This is a genomic window from Rathayibacter sp. AY1A2 (assembly GCF_002930935.1).
Taxonomy (GTDB): domain Bacteria; phylum Actinomycetota; class Actinomycetes; order Actinomycetales; family Microbacteriaceae; genus Rathayibacter.
In genome coordinates this window covers 136121-150850 of record NZ_PSTP01000004.1, presented here as the reverse complement: position 1 = coordinate 150850, position 14730 = coordinate 136121, and the positions used below count along the sequence as shown (strand labels likewise).

Below are 14730 nucleotides of genomic sequence, written 5' to 3'. Positions count from 1 at the left end.
AGTTCGCGGTGTCATCGAGACCGCGCCCTGCTCCGGGAGGAGCTAGCGGCGCAGACCGAGACGCTCGATCAGCGAGCGGTAGCGGTTGATGTCCACATCCGACAGGTAGCCGAGGAGTCGACGACGCTGACCCACGAGCAGCAGCAGACCACGACGCGAGTGGTGGTCGTGCTTGTGCTCCTTGAGGTGCTCGGTGAGGTCCTTGATCCGCTTGGTCAGGACGGCCACCTGCACCTCGGGGGATCCGGTGTCACCGGGGTGGGTCGCGTACTCTTCGATGATCGCCTTCTTGACATCTGCTTCGAGTGCCATATATGGGATCCCCTCTCTCTCGTTGCGCGGTGCCCGGCGCCTGATGCGTGGGCTCTCTTGATCCGCGGCCGTCGAACGGCAACCGGACGACTCTACCAGAGGGAGGGCGGTATCAGGAGCCGGTGGCCCGGTTCCAGAGTACGACGAGCCACGGCGAGACCAGCAGCTGCCAGTAGACGAGCACGAGGACGTTGAGGACCACGCCGATCCAGCCGGCGATCGGCGGGCGCTTCTCGCGACGCCGGGCGCGGAGGGTGGAGACGGCGAGCAGGATCCCGGCGAGCAGGACCGCGTGCACGAGCGCGGTGTAGAGCACGCCGACCAGCAGGTCGCTGACGGCCTGGTCGCCCGGGTAGGCGCCGAGCGAGATCAGGGCGTACCAGACGAAGAACGACAGCGGGACCGCGAGGACGGCCAGGAGGACCGAGACGATCCCGGCTCCGTAGCGGCGGAGGAACCCGCGAGCTCCCGAGGCCGTGGCACCGGTCCGAGCGGCTCCGGCGCGGACGCCGCCCGTGGAGCTGCGCCGACCGCCCGTGGCGGCCGCCGCGCGACGCGCGCCCGCCTCGGCGGCGGTGCGGATCGAGCGTCGCGAGGGGGCGGCTCCGGCTGCTCGCGGGGCAGGAGGACCCTGACGCCCGGGCGCGCCGTCGGATGACGTGCTCATGCCTCTCACCCTAGGGGATGACCCCTGAGCCCCCGGATCGGCGCGACGCGGCCCGCCGGGGCGGCGGAGTCAGCAGAATGGAGCGAGTGAGCCAGACCCCCCGCGCCCCCCGGCGCAGCCACGTCCTCGACGTCTCCCCCCTCCGCGAGTCCCCGGCTTTCGCCCGGCTCTGGGCCGGCAACGTGGTCTCGGGCATCGGCGGCCAGATGACGATCGTCGCGGTCGGCCTGCACATCTACGAGCTCACCGGATCGACCCTCGCGGTCGCGCTGGTCGGCGTGGTGGCGCTGGTCCCGACCGTGATCGCCGGCCTCTACGGCGGGATGCTCGCCGACGCGTTCGACCGCCGCCTGGTGCTCCTGCTCGCCGCGGTCGTGGCCTGGGGCTCGACCGCGGGGATCGCGGCCCTCGCCTGGCTCGGCGCCGAGACCCCGCTCTCCCTCTACGTGCTCACCGCCGTGAACGCGGTGGCGACGACGGTGATCGTGACCACCCGGATGACGCTGGCTCCGCGGCTGCTCCGCACCGAGCTGGTCCCCGCCGCCGCCGCGCTGGGCGGCATCGCGAGCGGAGTCGAGGTGACCGTGGGGCCCGCCCTCGCCGGCGTGCTGGTCGCCTCCTCCGGCTTCGCGATCACGTACACGATCGACGTCGTGCTGTTCCTCGCCGCGTTTCTCGGCATCGCGGGGCTGCCGGCGCTCGTGCCCGAGGGCGAGCGGCAGCGGCCGGGGCTGGAGTCCCTCCGCTACGGCCTGGGCTTCCTGAAGGGCGCCCCGAACATCCGGATGTCCTTCCTGGTCGACATCGTGGCCATGACCTTCGGACAGCCGCGCGTGGTCTTCCCGGCCGCCGCCGCCGTGCTGCTCGGCGGAGGCGCGGTGACGGTGGGCGCCCTCACGGCCGCGTTCGCGGTCGGGGCGCTGATCAGCGGCGTCTTCTCCGGCCGGCTCACCGGGGTCCGCCGACAGGGCCTCGCGATCGGCCGCTCGATCCAGGTGTACGGAGCGTTCGTGGTCGCGTTCGGCGCGGTCCTGCTCGGTGCCGCATTCGTGCAGCACGACGCGTCGGCGCCGAACGCGGTGCTCATCGCGCTGGCGGCGGTCGCCCTGGCCGGCGCGGGCGCCTCCGACAACGTCAGCTCGATCTTCCGGCAGACGATGCTGCAGACCGCGGTCCCCGACAACATGCGGGGTCGGCTCCAGGGCGTGTTCATCGTCGTGGTGACGGGCGGCCCGCGGGTCGGCGACCTCTACACGGGACTGCTCGCCTCGCTCGCGCTGCTCTGGCTGCCGCCGCTCGCGGGCGGGCTCGCGATCATCGCGATCCTCGCCGCGGTGCTGCGACTCCGACCGGGGTTCCGTGGGTACGACGCCCTGCACCCGACGGCCTGAGCGGAGGGGCGTCTCCCTCGAGCCGGATGGGACAGCGCGCCCGCCCGCTCGGCTCAGGCCGGCGGACGGGCGCGCCGGGGATCAGTCGCCGGAGGCCGCGTCGGCGCCGCCGCCGTCGGTCAGCCGGTCGTCCGAGACCAGTCCGCTGTCGTCGTCGCGGCCCTCGACCCGCACCGGGCGGTAGACGTGGAAGCCGTCGTCGTCGGGCTCCAGCTCCCAGACCACCTCGACCTCCTCGCCGTCGATGTCGGCCAGGCGGGTGAAGGAGCGCTGCGGGGAGCCGTCGATCATCTCGAGGCGGATGCTCTCCTGCTCCGCTCCGCTGTCGAGGATGGCGGTGTACGTCGATTCGGTGTCCATGCCTCGACGCTAGACACGCGCGGGGAGGCGTCGCCACCCCTTGCGGCGGCGCACGGTCCGCGTAGCGTCGGCACCATGACCGACACCGACATCACTCCCGCCGACTCCGACGACCGCGAGCAGATCACCGAGATGGTGAAGAGCGCCGGGATCGGGCTCCTCACCACCGTCAACGCCACCGGGCAGCTCGTCAGCCGTCCGCTCAAGGCCCAGGACATCGACTTCGACGGCGAACTGTGGTTCTTCACGCAGGACCCGTCGCCCAAGGTCGACGACATCCGCGCGAACCCGAGCGTCAACGTCGCGTTCGAGTCGAAGAAGGGCTACCTGTCGGTGGCCGGCTCGGCGACCGTCGTGCACGACCCGGCGAAGGTGGACGAGCTGTGGTCCCCGGCCGTCGCCGGCTGGTTCCCCGACGGCAAGGACGACCCGACCGTCGCGCTGATCCGCGTCGAGGCCGAGACCGTCGAGCTGTGGGCGACCGACGAGCCGCGTCCGGTCGTGCTGTTCAAGGTCCTCAAGGCCGCCGTCACCGGCGGACAGCCCGACATCGGCGAGAACCGCACCGTCTCCTTCGAGTGATCCCTCCCCCCGGGGCGCCGCCGGGGCGCGGCGCCTCGCGGGGAATGGCGTCAGGCGCCGCCGAAGCGCTCGGTGCGGACGCGCTCGGGCGCGTGGCCCTGCTCGACCAGGGCGGTGGCGACGGCCTCGACGAACGAGGTCGGGCCGCACACGTAGACGGTCGGCTCGAGCGAGGCCGGCAGAGCCGCCTCGGCGAGCAGCTCCGGAGTGACGCGGCCGGCCGGACGCGCCGCTCCCGCCGGCGCCACCCGGGTGAAGACGTGGTCCACCGCGACTCCGCCCGTCGCGGCCGGCAGCTCGGCGAGCGCCGCCAGCTCCTCGCGGTAGTAGGCGAAGACGGGCGAGCGGACCGAGTAGAGCAGCTGCATCCGCGCCGCGCTCCCGGACCGGGCGTGCTCGCGCGCCATCGCCATCAGCGGCACCACGCCGCTCCCGCCCGCGATCAGCTGCACCGGCTCCGCCTGCTCCGGACGCCAGACGAACCAGCCGCCGATCGGACCGCGGATCTCGAGCCGGTCGCCCGCTTCGAGGCCGTCGACCAGGTACGGGGAGACCTCCCCGTCGTCCAGCCGCTCGACCGCGAGCTCGACCCGCTCCCCGTCGGCCGGGGCGCCGATCGAGTAGGAGCGGCTCGCCTGGTAGCCGTCTGGCGCGGTGAGGCGCACGTCGAGGTGCTGCCCCGCCAGGTGGCCCGGCCACCCGGGCACGCGGAGCACCAGGAGGCGCGACGTGGGCGTGAGCGGCGCGACCGACTCGGCCACCGCCTCCGTCCACATCACCAGTAGCGCTCCTCTTTCCAGGGGTCCCCGTGCATGTGGTAGCCGTTCTGCTCCCAGAAGCCGGGCTCGTCGCCGGGCATCAGAAGGAGCGTCCGCACCCACTTCGCGCTCTTCCAGAAGTAGAGGTGCGGCACCAGGAGCCGGGCGGGGCCGCCGTGCTCGGCCGCGAGGGGCTTCCCCTCGAACTCGGTGACGACCCAGGCCCTGCCGCCTCGGATCTCGGCGAGCGGGAGGTTCGTCGTGTAGCCGCCGAAGCTCTGCGCCATGACGAAGCCGGCGTCCGTCTCCAGGCCCTCCAGCAGCGTGTCGACCGAGACGCCGCGCCAGCTGGTGCCGAGCTTCGACCACCGGGTCACGCAGTGGATGTCGGTGTGCACGTCCTCGTGCGGAAGCGCGTCGAACTCCTCCCGGTTCCAGCGGCGGACGCCCGCGGGGCCGCCGTCGATGGAGAAGGCCCACTCGTGGATGTTCGGGGTGGGCCCGATCGAGAGGACGGGGAAGCCGTTCTCGAGGTGCTGGCCCGGCGGGAGGTCCGGGTCCGTCTCCCTCTTGCCGAAGAAGCCCCGCGTGATGATGCCCATGTCCGCCCTCGTCGTCCTCGGGGCCTGGCCCCGGATCGCTGGAAACCGCTCGTCGCGCTCACGCTACCGCTCGGCGCTACCGCATGCGGGCCCGCCGGGCGAGCCCGGGACCGTGTCGGACGTCGGTGCCAGGATCGGGGCATGAGACGAACCGTCGTGCCGCCGTACCTCCTCGTCCGCATCGCCCGCCTCGACGATCCGGCCTTCGCCCGGGCCGCGCGGGCCGCGAGCCGCTCGCTCGAGCAGGACGTGCCGTTCCGGCGCGTCCGGCCCGGAGAGCCCGCGCCCGACCGCGGGGCGCCGACCGCCGCCGCGACGTCCTCGCCGCGCACCCGCGTGCAGTCCCTCCAGCGCACCATCGCGGACGCGCGGACCGAGGAGACCCTGCCCGGCACGGTCGTCCGCCGCGAGGGCGAGGCGGCCACGGGGGACGCGGCCGTCGACGAGGCGTACGACGGCCTCGGCGCGATGTCGGCCTTCCTGCAGGGTGCGTACGGCCGCGACTCGATCGACGACGCCTGGCTCCCGCTCGACGCGACCGTGCACTTCGGCGACGACTACGACAACGCCTTCTGGGACGGCTCGCGGATGGTCTTCGGCGACGGGGACGGCCAGGTGTTCCGCCGCTTCACCGTCTCGCAGAGCGTGATCGGCCACGAGCTCGCCCACGGCATCACCGAGTACACGGCGAACCTCGTCTACCGCGGCCAGTCCGGAGCGCTCAACGAGTCGGTCTCGGACGTGTTCGGAGCCCTGCTGGAGCAGTACGGCGCGGGCCAGAGCGCCGACGAGGCGAGCTGGCTGATCGGCGAGGGGCTCTTCACCGACGAGGTGCAGGGCACGGCCCTGCGGTCGATGATCGCCCCCGGCACCGCCTACGACGACGACGTCCTCGGCTCCGACCCGCAGCCGGGCTCGATGGCCGACTACGTCGAGACCGACGACGACAACGGCGGAGTGCACATCAACTCGGGGATCCCCAACCGCGCGTTCGCCGTGGCGGCGACGACCCTCGGCGGGAAGGCGTGGGAGCGCGCTGGGCAGGTCTGGTACGACGTGCTGACCGGGGGCGTCCTCACCGCGACGGCCGACTTCGAGGCGTTCGCGGCGCTCACCGTGCGGGCCGCCGCCGAGCGCTACGGATCCGGCTCCGAGGTCGAGGCCGCCGTGCGCACCGGCTGGACGACGGTCGGCGTGACGCTGTCCGCCTGAGCCGGTCCGCTCGAGGGCGGAGGCGGGTAGCATCGCGCGCATGGACGTCATCGTGTCGCGCAGCGGCGGAGTCGCCGGCCTCCGCCGGGTGTGGCGGGTCGACGTCGAGCAGCAGCCCGACGAGCGCGCCTGGCGCGACCTGCTCGGCTCGCTCCCCTGGGACGCCGCCGACGGCGAGTCCCCCGGCCGGGCCGACCGCTTCGTCTACGAGATCCGTGTGCAGACGCACCATGTCCGCCTCGGCGAGACCGAGCTCGACGGAGCCTGGCGCGAGCTGGTCGACCGCGTGAAGAAGGCGCAGCCCCGTTAGGAGCTGCGCCTTCGTCGTGTGCTCGGAGCTACTCGGTGCCGAGCAGGTCGATCACGAAGATCAGGGTCTTGCCGGAGAGCGGGTGCCCTCCACCGGCCGGGCCGTACGCCAGCGCGGGCGGGCAGATCAGCTTGCGGCGGCCGCCGACCTTCATCCCCGGGATGCCCTGCTGCCAGGCGCGGATGAGGTTGTTGAGGGGGAAGTTGATCGACTGGTCGCGGCTCCAGGAGGAGTCGAACTCCTCGCCGGTGTCGTACTCGACGCCGAGGTAGTGGACCTCGACGGTCGAGCCGGGCTGCGCCTCGGCGCCGTCGCCGACGACGATGTCCTCGACGACGAGGGTGTCGGGGGCCGGGCCCTCAGGGGCGTCGACCTCGGGCTTGGTCAGGTTCTCGCTGCTCATGCCTCGATCCTACGGCGCTCGGGAGCGGAGTCTGGGAGCGGGCTGCGAGCACTCACTCCACGAGCGTGAGGCGCTGCGTCGGCCGGGTCATCGCGACGTAAAGCGATGCGGCGCCGCGCTCGCCGGTCTGCGCGATGAGGCGCGGCCGGGCGATGATCACGGAGTCGAACTCGAGCCCCTTGGCGTCGTTCGTCGACAGCACGGCGATCGCGCGGTCGAGCCCGGTCGCTCCGCGGCCCACCTCCCGGCCGAACCGCTCCTCGAGGCGCTCGGCGATCGGGGCGAGGTCGTCGTCGGGCGCGATGACCGCGAGCGTCCCCTCCGCCTCGATCGCCCGGTCCTCGACGACGGCCCCCAGCACCCGCTCGGCGAGGCTCGCGTCGCCGCGGTCGCGGATCGTCTGCACCGGCCACTCGGTGGAGCGCACGGCCTCCCCCGGCGTGATCTCCAGCCCGTTCTCGCGCGCCGTCCGCTCGGCGAAGGCGACGATCTGCGCGGGCGTGCGGTAGTTGACCGTCAGCTCCTCCAGGCGCCACGGCGCCGCCTCCACTCCCCGGCCCTGGCGGCCGAAGGTGTCGCGGAGCGCGGCGTCCCAGCTCGAGGCGGCGGAGGCGCCGGACGCCTGCGCGACGTCGCCCACGATCGTGAACGAGCGCATCGGGCAGCGGCGCAGCAGCACCCGCCACTGCATCGGCGAGAGCTCCTGCGCCTCGTCGACCACGACGTGCCCGTAGGTCCAGGTGCGGTCGGCCGCGGCCCGCTCGGCGGTGGTGCCGAGCACCGAGCGCTCGGCGAAGCCGGCCGCGAGGTCCTTGGCATTGACGAGGCCGTCGACGCCCATGTTGCGGATGGCGGCCTCCGCGTTCTCGACGTCGCGCTTGCGCTGCTCCTTCTCGGCCTTCTTCGAGGCGTCGGCGTGGTCGTCGTAGGCGCCGAGCAGCTCCGCGGCCTCGTCGAGCAGCGGTACGTCGGAGACCGTGAACGGAGCGTCGCGGTCGCGGCGGAGGAGGGAGCGCTGCGCGGCGTTCCAGCGCGGCGTGAGCGTCGCGAACCAGTTCGGACGGGCGTAGAGGTCCTGCAGCAGCTTCTCGGGGGTCAGCGGGATCCACGCGGTGTTGAGAGCGACGCGGACGTCGTGGGCGGTCCGCACGTCCTCGCGCAGCACCGCCTCGTCGGCCTCGTCGACCGTGCTGCCGTGGCTCCGCAGCTGATCGGCGAGCTGGCGGGTGAGCTGCGAGAGCAGCGTCTTGACGAAGGAGACGCGCGCCTCGTTGTGCGGCTTGCGGGTGTCGCGCGCCCGGGTGATCGCGCGCTCCACGTCCTGCGGCTCCAGACGGAGCTTCTCGCCGTTGACGTCGAGCACCTGGGTCTCGGCCGGGACGGTCTGGCGGGAGCGGACCGCGCGCTTGAGCAGCTCCGCCATCCGCGCCGAGCCCTTCACGCGGGCGACCGCGGGCACGTCCTCCTCGACGAGGTCGAGGCCCGGGTAGAGCTGGCCGAGCGTCGAGAGGACGACGCCCGTCTCACCGAGCGAGGGCAGCACCGCCTCGATGTAGCGGAGGAAGGAGCGTGAGGGGCCGACCACGAGCACGCCGGAGGAGGCGATGCGGTCTCGGTAGGAGTACAGGAGGTAGGCGGCCCGGTGCAGGGCGACGGCGGTCTTGCCGGTGCCCGGCCCGCCCTGCACGACGAGCACGCCGCGCAGCTCGGACCGGATGATGCGGTCCTGCTCGCTCTGGATGGTCGCGACGATGTCGTGCATCCGGCCGGTGCGCTGCGCACCGAGGGCCGCCATGAGCGCGCCCTCGCCCTGCAGCACGGTGCCCTCGCGCAGCAGCTCCTCGTCGAAGACCTCGTCCTCGAAGCGGAGGACCTCGCGGCCCCGAGTGGTGAGGTGGCGCCGGGCGCGCGTCCCCATCGGCCGGGCGGCGGTGGCCTGGTAGAACGCGGCCGACTGCGGGGCGCGCCAGTCGAGCAGCAGCGTGTCCTGCTCCTCGTCCCTCAGGCCGATCCGGCCGATGTAGCGGTGCTCGGCGTCGGCGTCCGCGAGCGTCAGCCGGCCGAAGGCGAGCCGGTCGTCGGCGCCGGTGAGCGAGCGGATGCGGTCCTCGTAGAGCCGCGCGTACGCGTCGCGCTCGGAGCGGCTCTGGTGGTTGCCGCCGACGCTCTCGATGCGAACGGTGTCCAGAGCCTCGCGGGCCTGGGCGATCAGCTCGTCGAGGCGGGCGTAGAGCGCCGCCACGTAGTCGCGCTCCCGAGAGAGCTCGGTGGCCTGCACAGTGCTGCCGTCCGTCATCGTCCGCCTTCCGAGGGTCCGCCGCCGCGGGCCGGGAGGCGCGGGATGCGCTCCGGGGGCCGCGGGAAAACAGGCGGTCCAGTCTACCGAGCGATCCGAAGCGGCCCGTCCCGACAGCGGGATCCGGATGCCTCTTGCGCTCGGCGCCGCGGAGGAGCATCCTCTCTCTCACGAAGAGCTCGACGCCCCGTCCGAGCAGCCGGCCCTGCCGCTGCCGCAGGGCGTCGAGCTCTTTCTCGCGGGAGCCGTCCGCCGTCCGGTCATCGACCGGGAAGAGAACCGGACGGCCCCGCGTTGCACGCTCCATGGCCACTCCGAGCAGCAGCGTCACCGCCCCCTCCCGCGCCTCGATCGACCTCACGGAGTCGGCGCGCGCCGGCTGGGAGTCGTGGCTCGCCCGACGCGTCGAGCGCGTCACCGGACCCCGGGGCGATCTCGCCCTCGTCGAGACGCGCTGGCTCGAGCCCGCCGAGAGCATCGACGACGAGCAGGCGCTGGCCGGCTACGGCCCCTCGGCGACCCTGACGCGGATGCGCCGCGAGAACCTCGACACCGGCGAGCCGGAGTACGGCTACCGCGTCTGGGACGCGGCCTCCGACGGCATCCGCTCCTTCGACGCCATCGAGACCTTCCCGTTCGACGCCGCCTGGGTGCTCGAGGCGTGGTTCGAGCCGGTCGCCGAGGACCGCACCGTCCCGTTCGAGCACCTGCGCGACAACGGCGCCACCCGCGAGCTCGTCGTGCCCGGCGACATCACCTTCTCGCTCGTGGACGACGGGCGCGCCCGCGAGTACACGGTCGCGGCGTTCGACGACGGCGGCACGCTCCTCGTCCCGTTCGGCGATCCGACCAACCGCAGCGACGACCCGGAGCTCGCGAGCTACCCCGTCGGCCGCTTCCTCGTCGTGCAGCGGATCGGCGGCGCGGCCGACGCGGGCACCCCCGGTCCGGTGCTCCTGGACTTCAACCGGGCCTACATCCCGCCGTGCGGCTTCTCGCCCCACTACAACTGCCCGCTGCCGCCCGCGCAGAACCGGCTCGGCGTGCCCGTGACGGCCGGCGAGCGCCGCGTGCGCAGCGCCTCCGCCTAGCGCGCCGGGGCTGAGCGGGGGCGGCCCCGGCTCAGCGGGTGAGCACCGCCCGGCGGGCGACGAGCTCGTCGAGCAGGACCTGCTCGTCGACCGCTCCGGTGCGTCCGCCGCGGCCGAGCAGGAGGTGCTGCCGGTGGTGCGCGAGCCGCGTCGCCGAGCGGAGGAAGTCCCGCATCGCCCGCGGCCGGTCCCCTCCCGCGCTCCGGGCCCAGCGGGCGGCGGTGCGGCGCCCCTCCGCGGTGCCGATCATCCGCACCTCGGCCGGCGAGAGCCAGCCGGCGACGGCGTAGTCGTCGAGCCGCTGGAGCGTCACGCGCCGCTCCTGCCGGCGCAGCAGCACCACCACGACCACGGCGACCGCGAACAGCGGCACCTGGACCACGCCGTAGAAGCCGAACCAGTCGGACACCAGGAACGACGAGCCGTTCCAGAGCGCGTGCAGGAACGCGGCGAGCGCCAGCCCGAGCAGGGCGATGGGCAGCCGCGCAACGGCGGGCCGGTTCGAGGCGAAGCCGAGGGCCGCGCCCGTGCAGGCGGTGAAGAGCACGTGCGCGAAGGGCGAGAGCACCCCACGGAGGAAGAAGGTCACGGCGAGCGAGCCGAGACCGCCCTCCACCAGCGCGCTGCCGAAGTAGAGGATGTTCTCGACGAAGGCGAACCCGGAGGCGACGACGGCCGCGTAGACGATGCCGTCGACGGGTCCGTCGAAGGTCCGGCGCCAGATCAGCAGGACGAGGAGGACGCCGATCCCCTTGGCCGTCTCCTCGACCAGCGGCGCCTGGATCACGGCGCCGACGAAGTCGGATCCGCTCGGCTGCTGCCCGGACGCGTAGACGGCGATCTGCACGCCGAGGTCGACCAGGAGCGCGATCGCGACGGATCCGGCCGCACCCCAGAGGAACGCGAACCACAGGCCCAGCGCGGGCTCCGGCTCCCACCGGTCGACCCAGCGGACGCCCAGCAGAACCACGGTCAGCGGGACGAGGGCGATGACCGCGCAGATCCCCGCGGCGCTGACGCCGAGTCCGAGGACCACGTAGGCGAGCACGAGCAGCAGCAGGATCCCGAGGAGCGCCACGCCGATCGAGCCGAGCACGGTCGGCACGACGGAGGGGCGGGCGGTGGCGGGCGGTGCGGGCGGCGGATAGGCGCTCATGGGGCCGACAGTAGGGCACGGGCGGGGTGCGCTGTCGGCGGTTGACACGCGCCGGGCGCGTGGAGGAGGGCCGGGGTGCGGACGCCCGTGTCCGATTCCCGCTCCTGCTCGACGTCGCCGCGTGCGAGGCTCGAGGCGTGCCCGACTCCGATCCGCTCTTCGAGGAGCGCTACCGCGCCGTCGCCTCCCGCGACTCCCGGTTCGACGGGCGGTTCCTGACCGGCGTGCACTCCACCGGCATCTACTGCCGTCCGAGCTGCCCCGCCATCACGCCGCGGCGCGCGAACGTGCGCTTCTACCCGACGGCCGCCGCCGCGCACGAGGCGGGGCTCCGCGCCTGCAAGCGCTGCCTGCCGGACGCCGTCCCCGGCTCCCCCGAGTGGAACCTGCGCGACGACACGGCGGCGCGCGCCATGCGTTTGATCGCCGACGGAGTGGTCGACCGCGAGGGGGTCGAGGGGCTGGCCGCCCGGCTCGGCTACGGCGCGCGCCACCTCGGCCGCATCCTGCGCGAGGAGCTGGGCGCGCCTCCGCTGGCCCTCGCTCGCGCCCAGCGCGCCCAGACCGCCCGGCTCCTGCTCACGAGCACCGACCTGCCCGTGTCCGACGTCGCCTTCGCCGCCGGCTTCACGAGCATCCGGCAGTTCAACGCGACCCTGGCGGAGGTGTACGAGCGGACCCCGACGGCCCTGCGCGCCTCGGCCCGCGGCACGCGCTCCGAGGCGAGCGTCCACGACGGCGCGACCACGCTGGAGCTCCGGCTGGCAGTGCGGGCTCCGTTCGATCCCGGGGTGCTCGACGTGCTCGGCGGCACCGCGCTCCCGGGCATCGAGGAGGCGTCCCCCGGCGGCTACGCGCGCTCGCTCGTCCTGCCCGGGGGCGCGGCGCTGATCCGGCTGGCGGCGGACGGGGAGAGCGTCCGCTGCAGCGCGACGCTCGTCTCCGTCGCCGACGTCGGGCCGCTGGTCGCCCGGGTGAGGCGGCTGCTCGACCTGGACGCGGACGCCCGCGCCGTGGACGAGGCCCTCGCGGCCGATCCCGCACTCGCTCCGAGCGTCGCCGCCCGCCCCGGTGTCCGCGTGCCCGGCTCCGTCGATCCGGCCGAGACGCTGGTGCGCGCGCTGCTCGGCCGGCGGGAGGCCGCACGGCTGGTCGCGGCGCTCGGCGCGACGCTCCCGGAGTCCGTGGCGAGCGGATCGATCGCACGCGCCTTCCCCTCCCCCGCGGTGATCGCCGAGCACGCCGCCGACGTGCTCCGCGGATCCGCCGACGTGCTGGTGCGGACCTGCACGCTGCTCGCCGAGGGAGCCCTGCGGCTCGACGCCGACCGGGAGGAGCTCGCCGAGCAGCTGCTGGCGGTCCCCGGGATCGACGCGGCCACGGCGGCCGAGGTGGCGCAGCGGGCGACCGGAGATCCGGACGTCCTGCTCACAGGGGATCCCGTGCTCCGGCGGGGCGCGGCGGCGCTCGGCCTGCCCGCCGGCGAACGCGGGCTGGCCGAGGCCGGGCGCCGCTGGGCGCCCTGGCGCAGCTACGCCGGGGCGCGCCTCGCGGCCGCGGTCACGCCTCCGGCGCGGGGTCGATGATCGGGAGCGCCGCGGTCATCGCCTCGATGCCCGAGAGCCGCGCCGGCGAGATCAGCCGCATGACCTCCTCGCGGGACATGAGCCCCGCCTCGACGACGAGGTCGGCGATGTTGCGGCCGGTCGCGAGGGCGGCCTTCGCGAGGGCGGCGGACGCGGTGTAGCCGATGCTCGGCGTGAGCGCCGTCACGACCCCGACCGAGGAGGCGACCATGGCCTCGAGCCGGTCGACGTTCGCGGTGATGCCGTCGATGCAGTTTTCGCGGAGCGTCCTGCAGGCCTGCGTCATCCAGGTGATGCTCTGCAGCAGCGAGTGCGCGATCACCGGCTCGAAGGCGTTGAGCTGGAGCTGACCCGCCTCGGCCGCCATCGTGACCGTGACGTCGGCCCCGGCCACCGAGTAGGCGACCTGGTTGACCACCTCGGGGATGACCGGGTTCACCTTGCCGGGCATGATGCTGGATCCCGCCTGGCGCGGAGGCAGGTTGATCTCGCCGAAGCCGGCCTGAGGGCCCGAGGAGAGGAGCCTCAGGTCGTTGCAGATCTTGGACAGCTTGATCGCGGAGCGCTTGAGCGCGCTCGAGAACGACATGAAGACGCCGGTGTCGCTCGTCGCCTCGACGAGGTCCTGCGCCATCTCGAGGTCGAGGTCGGTGATCTCGTTGAGGTGGCGGACCGCGGCTGCGCCGTAGCGCGGATCGGCGGTGATGCCGGTGCCGATCGCGGTGGCTCCGATGTTGACCTCGGCGAGCAGCCAGATGGTCTCGGAGAGGCGGGCGTGGTCCTCGCCGAGGGTCGTCGCGAAGCCGTGGAACTCCTGGCCGAGCGTCATCGGCACCGCGTCCTGCAGCTGCGTGCGGCCGACCTTCAGGACGCTTCCGAACTCGACCGCCTTGCGGGAGAACGACTCGCGCAGCAGCGCCAGCTCGTCGAGCAGGCGGCGCAGCGACCAGGTCATCGCGATCTTGATCGCGGTCGGGTAGACGTCGTTGGTGGACTGGCTGCGGTTGACGTCGTCGAGCGGGTGCAGGTGGGCGTAGTCGCCCCGCTCGAAGCCGCCGATCTCGAGTGCGACGTTGGCGACGACCTCGTTCGCGTTCATGTTCGTCGAGGTGCCGGCGCCGCCCTGGATCACGCCGACCACGAACTGGTCGTGGAACTCGCCGTCGATGATGCGGCGGCACGCGGCGTCGATCAGCTCGGCCTTGGCGGGGGCGAGGCTGCCGAGCTCGGTGTTCGCCCGGGCGGCCGCGAGCTTGACCGTGGCGAGGGACCGGACGAGATCGGGGTAGATCGAGATGGGGCGCTTCGAGATCGGGAAGTTGTCGAGGGCCCGCGCCGTGTGGATGCCCCAGTAGGCCTCGGCGGGGATCTCCATCGAGCCGAGGGAGTCGCTCTCGGTGCGCGTGGCGGGGGTCTCGGTGTCGTCCAGGGCTCTGCCTTCCGGGTCGCGGTCGGGGAGGGTGCTCGGTTCGAGGGTCACGTCCAGCTCCGTTGCTGTCGTCGTGCGGCCCCGGAGGGTGCAGGGGGCTCGCGAACTGCGCGGCCAGCCTATCGCCGGGGCACGGGGCGGCGGCGGACGCGGGCGCGGAGCGTCCGCTCGGCGGGCGCGGAACGACCGCGCCTCCCGCCGCCGGAGCGGACAGGAGGCGCGGGACGCGGGAAGCGGCGGATCAGCGGTAGTCGCTGCCCGACGCGAGGGCCGCGAGCGGAACGAGCACGACCACGACGAGCACGGCGATCGCGAACAGCAGGACGAGGCCGAGCATGACGGAGTTGAGCACGATGCCCCAGATCGAGAGCGTGCGGCCGGTCGGCTCCCTCCGCAGGCCCAGGATGCCGAAGACGAGGCCCGCGGCCGGAGCGATCACGGTCAGTCCGAAGAAGACGGAGGTGACGCCGAGGATCAGGCTGGTGAGCGAGAACGGGGTCGAGGGCGCCGGGGCGAGCGCCGAGAGCCCGGCGAACCAGACGGCCCGGGCGCCCTTGCGGTCCCGGGTGCGGTGC

At 73.6% G+C, this 14730-nt stretch carries 16 protein-coding genes; 6 read left to right on the top strand and 10 right to left on the bottom strand.

The features are described from left to right. Positions 1–42: 42 nt before the first annotated feature. Together rpsO and C5B93_RS06195 are read right to left on the bottom strand one after the other, a co-directional pair. Complete coding sequence (gene rpsO / locus C5B93_RS06200; RefSeq protein WP_068252328.1) at positions 43–312, bottom strand: 30S ribosomal protein S15; 270 nt, start codon at positions 310–312, stop codon at positions 43–45. Between the two features lie 112 nt (positions 313–424). Next, entirely contained in the window at positions 425–979 is a 555-nt protein-coding gene (locus C5B93_RS06195; RefSeq protein ID WP_104224815.1) for a hypothetical protein, read from the bottom strand. A gap of 86 nt (positions 980–1065) precedes the next feature. Here C5B93_RS06195 and C5B93_RS06190 point away from each other — a divergent pair, with 86 nt between their 5' ends. After that, entirely contained in the window at positions 1066–2370 is a 1305-nt protein-coding gene (locus C5B93_RS06190) for an MFS transporter (RefSeq protein WP_258068160.1), read from the top strand. A gap of 81 nt (positions 2371–2451) precedes the next feature. On the opposite strand, the gene C5B93_RS06185 is transcribed toward C5B93_RS06190, so the two are convergent. Further along, a complete protein-coding gene (locus C5B93_RS06185; RefSeq protein WP_104224817.1) occupies positions 2452–2730 on the bottom strand; it encodes a hypothetical protein in 279 nt (92 codons plus the stop codon). 75 nt (positions 2731–2805) lie between these two features. Here C5B93_RS06185 and C5B93_RS06180 point away from each other — a divergent pair, with 75 nt between their 5' ends. After that, positions 2806–3312, top strand: coding sequence for a pyridoxamine 5'-phosphate oxidase family protein (locus C5B93_RS06180; protein WP_104224818.1), 507 nt, complete (start codon positions 2806–2808; stop codon positions 3310–3312). A 50-nt stretch (positions 3313–3362) separates the two neighbouring features. On the opposite strand, the gene C5B93_RS06175 is transcribed toward C5B93_RS06180, so the two are convergent. Continuing rightward, positions 3363–4088 carry an FAD-binding oxidoreductase gene (locus C5B93_RS06175; RefSeq protein ID WP_104292037.1) on the bottom strand — a complete coding sequence of 242 codons (726 nt, stop codon included), beginning with the start codon at positions 4086–4088 and terminating at the stop codon, positions 3363–3365. After that, positions 4088–4672, bottom strand: a complete 585-nt coding sequence (locus C5B93_RS06170) for a molybdopterin-dependent oxidoreductase (RefSeq protein ID WP_104292036.1) — start codon at positions 4670–4672, stop codon at positions 4088–4090. Before C5B93_RS06170 ends, C5B93_RS06175 begins: the two co-directional genes overlap by 1 nt. Positions 4673–4813: 141 nt before the next feature. On the opposite strand from C5B93_RS06170, the gene C5B93_RS06165 reads away from it, so the two are divergent. Next, on the top strand, positions 4814–5884 hold the full coding sequence (locus tag C5B93_RS06165) for a M4 family metallopeptidase (RefSeq protein ID WP_104260613.1): 1071 nt from the start codon (positions 4814–4816) through the stop codon (positions 5882–5884). Between the two features lie 40 nt (positions 5885–5924). Further along, positions 5925–6194: a protealysin inhibitor emfourin gene (locus C5B93_RS06160; RefSeq protein WP_104233246.1), complete on the top strand. Its 270-nt coding sequence runs from the start codon at positions 5925–5927 to the stop codon at positions 6192–6194. Between the two features lie 28 nt (positions 6195–6222). On the opposite strand, the gene C5B93_RS06155 is transcribed toward C5B93_RS06160, so the two are convergent. Beyond that, positions 6223–6597 (bottom strand): FKBP-type peptidyl-prolyl cis-trans isomerase, encoded by a 375-nt coding sequence (locus tag C5B93_RS06155; RefSeq protein WP_104224823.1) that lies wholly within the window; start codon positions 6595–6597, stop codon positions 6223–6225. A gap of 52 nt (positions 6598–6649) precedes the next feature. Next, positions 6650–8893 (bottom strand): UvrD-helicase domain-containing protein, encoded by a 2244-nt coding sequence (locus C5B93_RS06150; RefSeq protein WP_104292035.1) that lies wholly within the window; start codon positions 8891–8893, stop codon positions 6650–6652. 305 nt (positions 8894–9198) lie between these two features. Here C5B93_RS06150 and C5B93_RS06145 point away from each other — a divergent pair, with 305 nt between their 5' ends. Further along, on the top strand, positions 9199–9984 hold the full coding sequence (locus C5B93_RS06145) for a DUF1684 domain-containing protein (protein WP_104292034.1): 786 nt from the start codon (positions 9199–9201) through the stop codon (positions 9982–9984). Between the two features lie 31 nt (positions 9985–10015). Here C5B93_RS06145 and C5B93_RS06140 read toward each other — a convergent pair whose 3' ends face one another. Next, complete coding sequence (locus C5B93_RS06140; RefSeq protein WP_104233243.1) at positions 10016–11140, bottom strand: PrsW family intramembrane metalloprotease; 1125 nt, start codon at positions 11138–11140, stop codon at positions 10016–10018. Between the two features lie 137 nt (positions 11141–11277). Here C5B93_RS06140 and C5B93_RS06135 point away from each other — a divergent pair, with 137 nt between their 5' ends. Continuing rightward, positions 11278–12726 (top strand): DNA-3-methyladenine glycosylase 2 family protein, encoded by a 1449-nt coding sequence (locus C5B93_RS06135; RefSeq protein WP_181067784.1) that lies wholly within the window; start codon positions 11278–11280, stop codon positions 12724–12726. Here C5B93_RS06135 and C5B93_RS06130 read toward each other — a convergent pair. Continuing rightward, on the bottom strand, positions 12701–14155 hold the full coding sequence (locus C5B93_RS06130; RefSeq protein ID WP_258062860.1) for an aspartate ammonia-lyase: 1455 nt from the start codon (positions 14153–14155) through the stop codon (positions 12701–12703). The two genes, C5B93_RS06135 and C5B93_RS06130, sit on opposite strands and share 26 nt — an antisense overlap. Before the next feature lie 241 nt (positions 14156–14396). Next, the coding region (locus C5B93_RS17470) for a hypothetical protein (protein ID WP_219814027.1) at positions 14397–14730 on the bottom strand (334 nt) is incomplete at its 5' end.

Bases quoted from the DNA above. Each gene is read 5' to 3' on its own strand.
- C5B93_RS06165 (WP_104260613.1), top strand. From the start codon at position 4,814: ATGAGACGAACCGTCGTGCCGCCGTACCTCCTCGTCCGCATCGCCCGC.
- C5B93_RS06145 (WP_104292034.1), top strand. From the start codon at position 9,199: ATGGCCACTCCGAGCAGCAGCGTCACCGCCCCCTCCCGCGCCTCGATC.
- C5B93_RS06170 (WP_104292036.1), bottom strand. From the start codon at position 4,672: ATGGGCATCATCACGCGGGGCTTCTTCGGCAAGAGGGAGACGGACCCG.
- C5B93_RS06175 (WP_104292037.1), bottom strand. From the start codon at position 4,088: ATGTGGACGGAGGCGGTGGCCGAGTCGGTCGCGCCGCTCACGCCCACG.
- C5B93_RS06155 (WP_104224823.1), bottom strand. From the start codon at position 6,597: ATGAGCAGCGAGAACCTGACCAAGCCCGAGGTCGACGCCCCTGAGGGC.
- C5B93_RS06160 (WP_104233246.1), top strand. From the start codon at position 5,925: ATGGACGTCATCGTGTCGCGCAGCGGCGGAGTCGCCGGCCTCCGCCGG.
- rpsO (WP_068252328.1), bottom strand. From the start codon at position 312: ATGGCACTCGAAGCAGATGTCAAGAAGGCGATCATCGAAGAGTACGCG.
- C5B93_RS06140 (WP_104233243.1), bottom strand. From the start codon at position 11,140: ATGAGCGCCTATCCGCCGCCCGCACCGCCCGCCACCGCCCGCCCCTCC.
- C5B93_RS06195 (WP_104224815.1), bottom strand. From the start codon at position 979: ATGAGCACGTCATCCGACGGCGCGCCCGGGCGTCAGGGTCCTCCTGCC.
- C5B93_RS06185 (WP_104224817.1), bottom strand. From the start codon at position 2,730: ATGGACACCGAATCGACGTACACCGCCATCCTCGACAGCGGAGCGGAG.
- C5B93_RS06150 (WP_104292035.1), bottom strand. From the start codon at position 8,893: ATGACGGACGGCAGCACTGTGCAGGCCACCGAGCTCTCTCGGGAGCGC.
- C5B93_RS06180 (WP_104224818.1), top strand. From the start codon at position 2,806: ATGACCGACACCGACATCACTCCCGCCGACTCCGACGACCGCGAGCAG.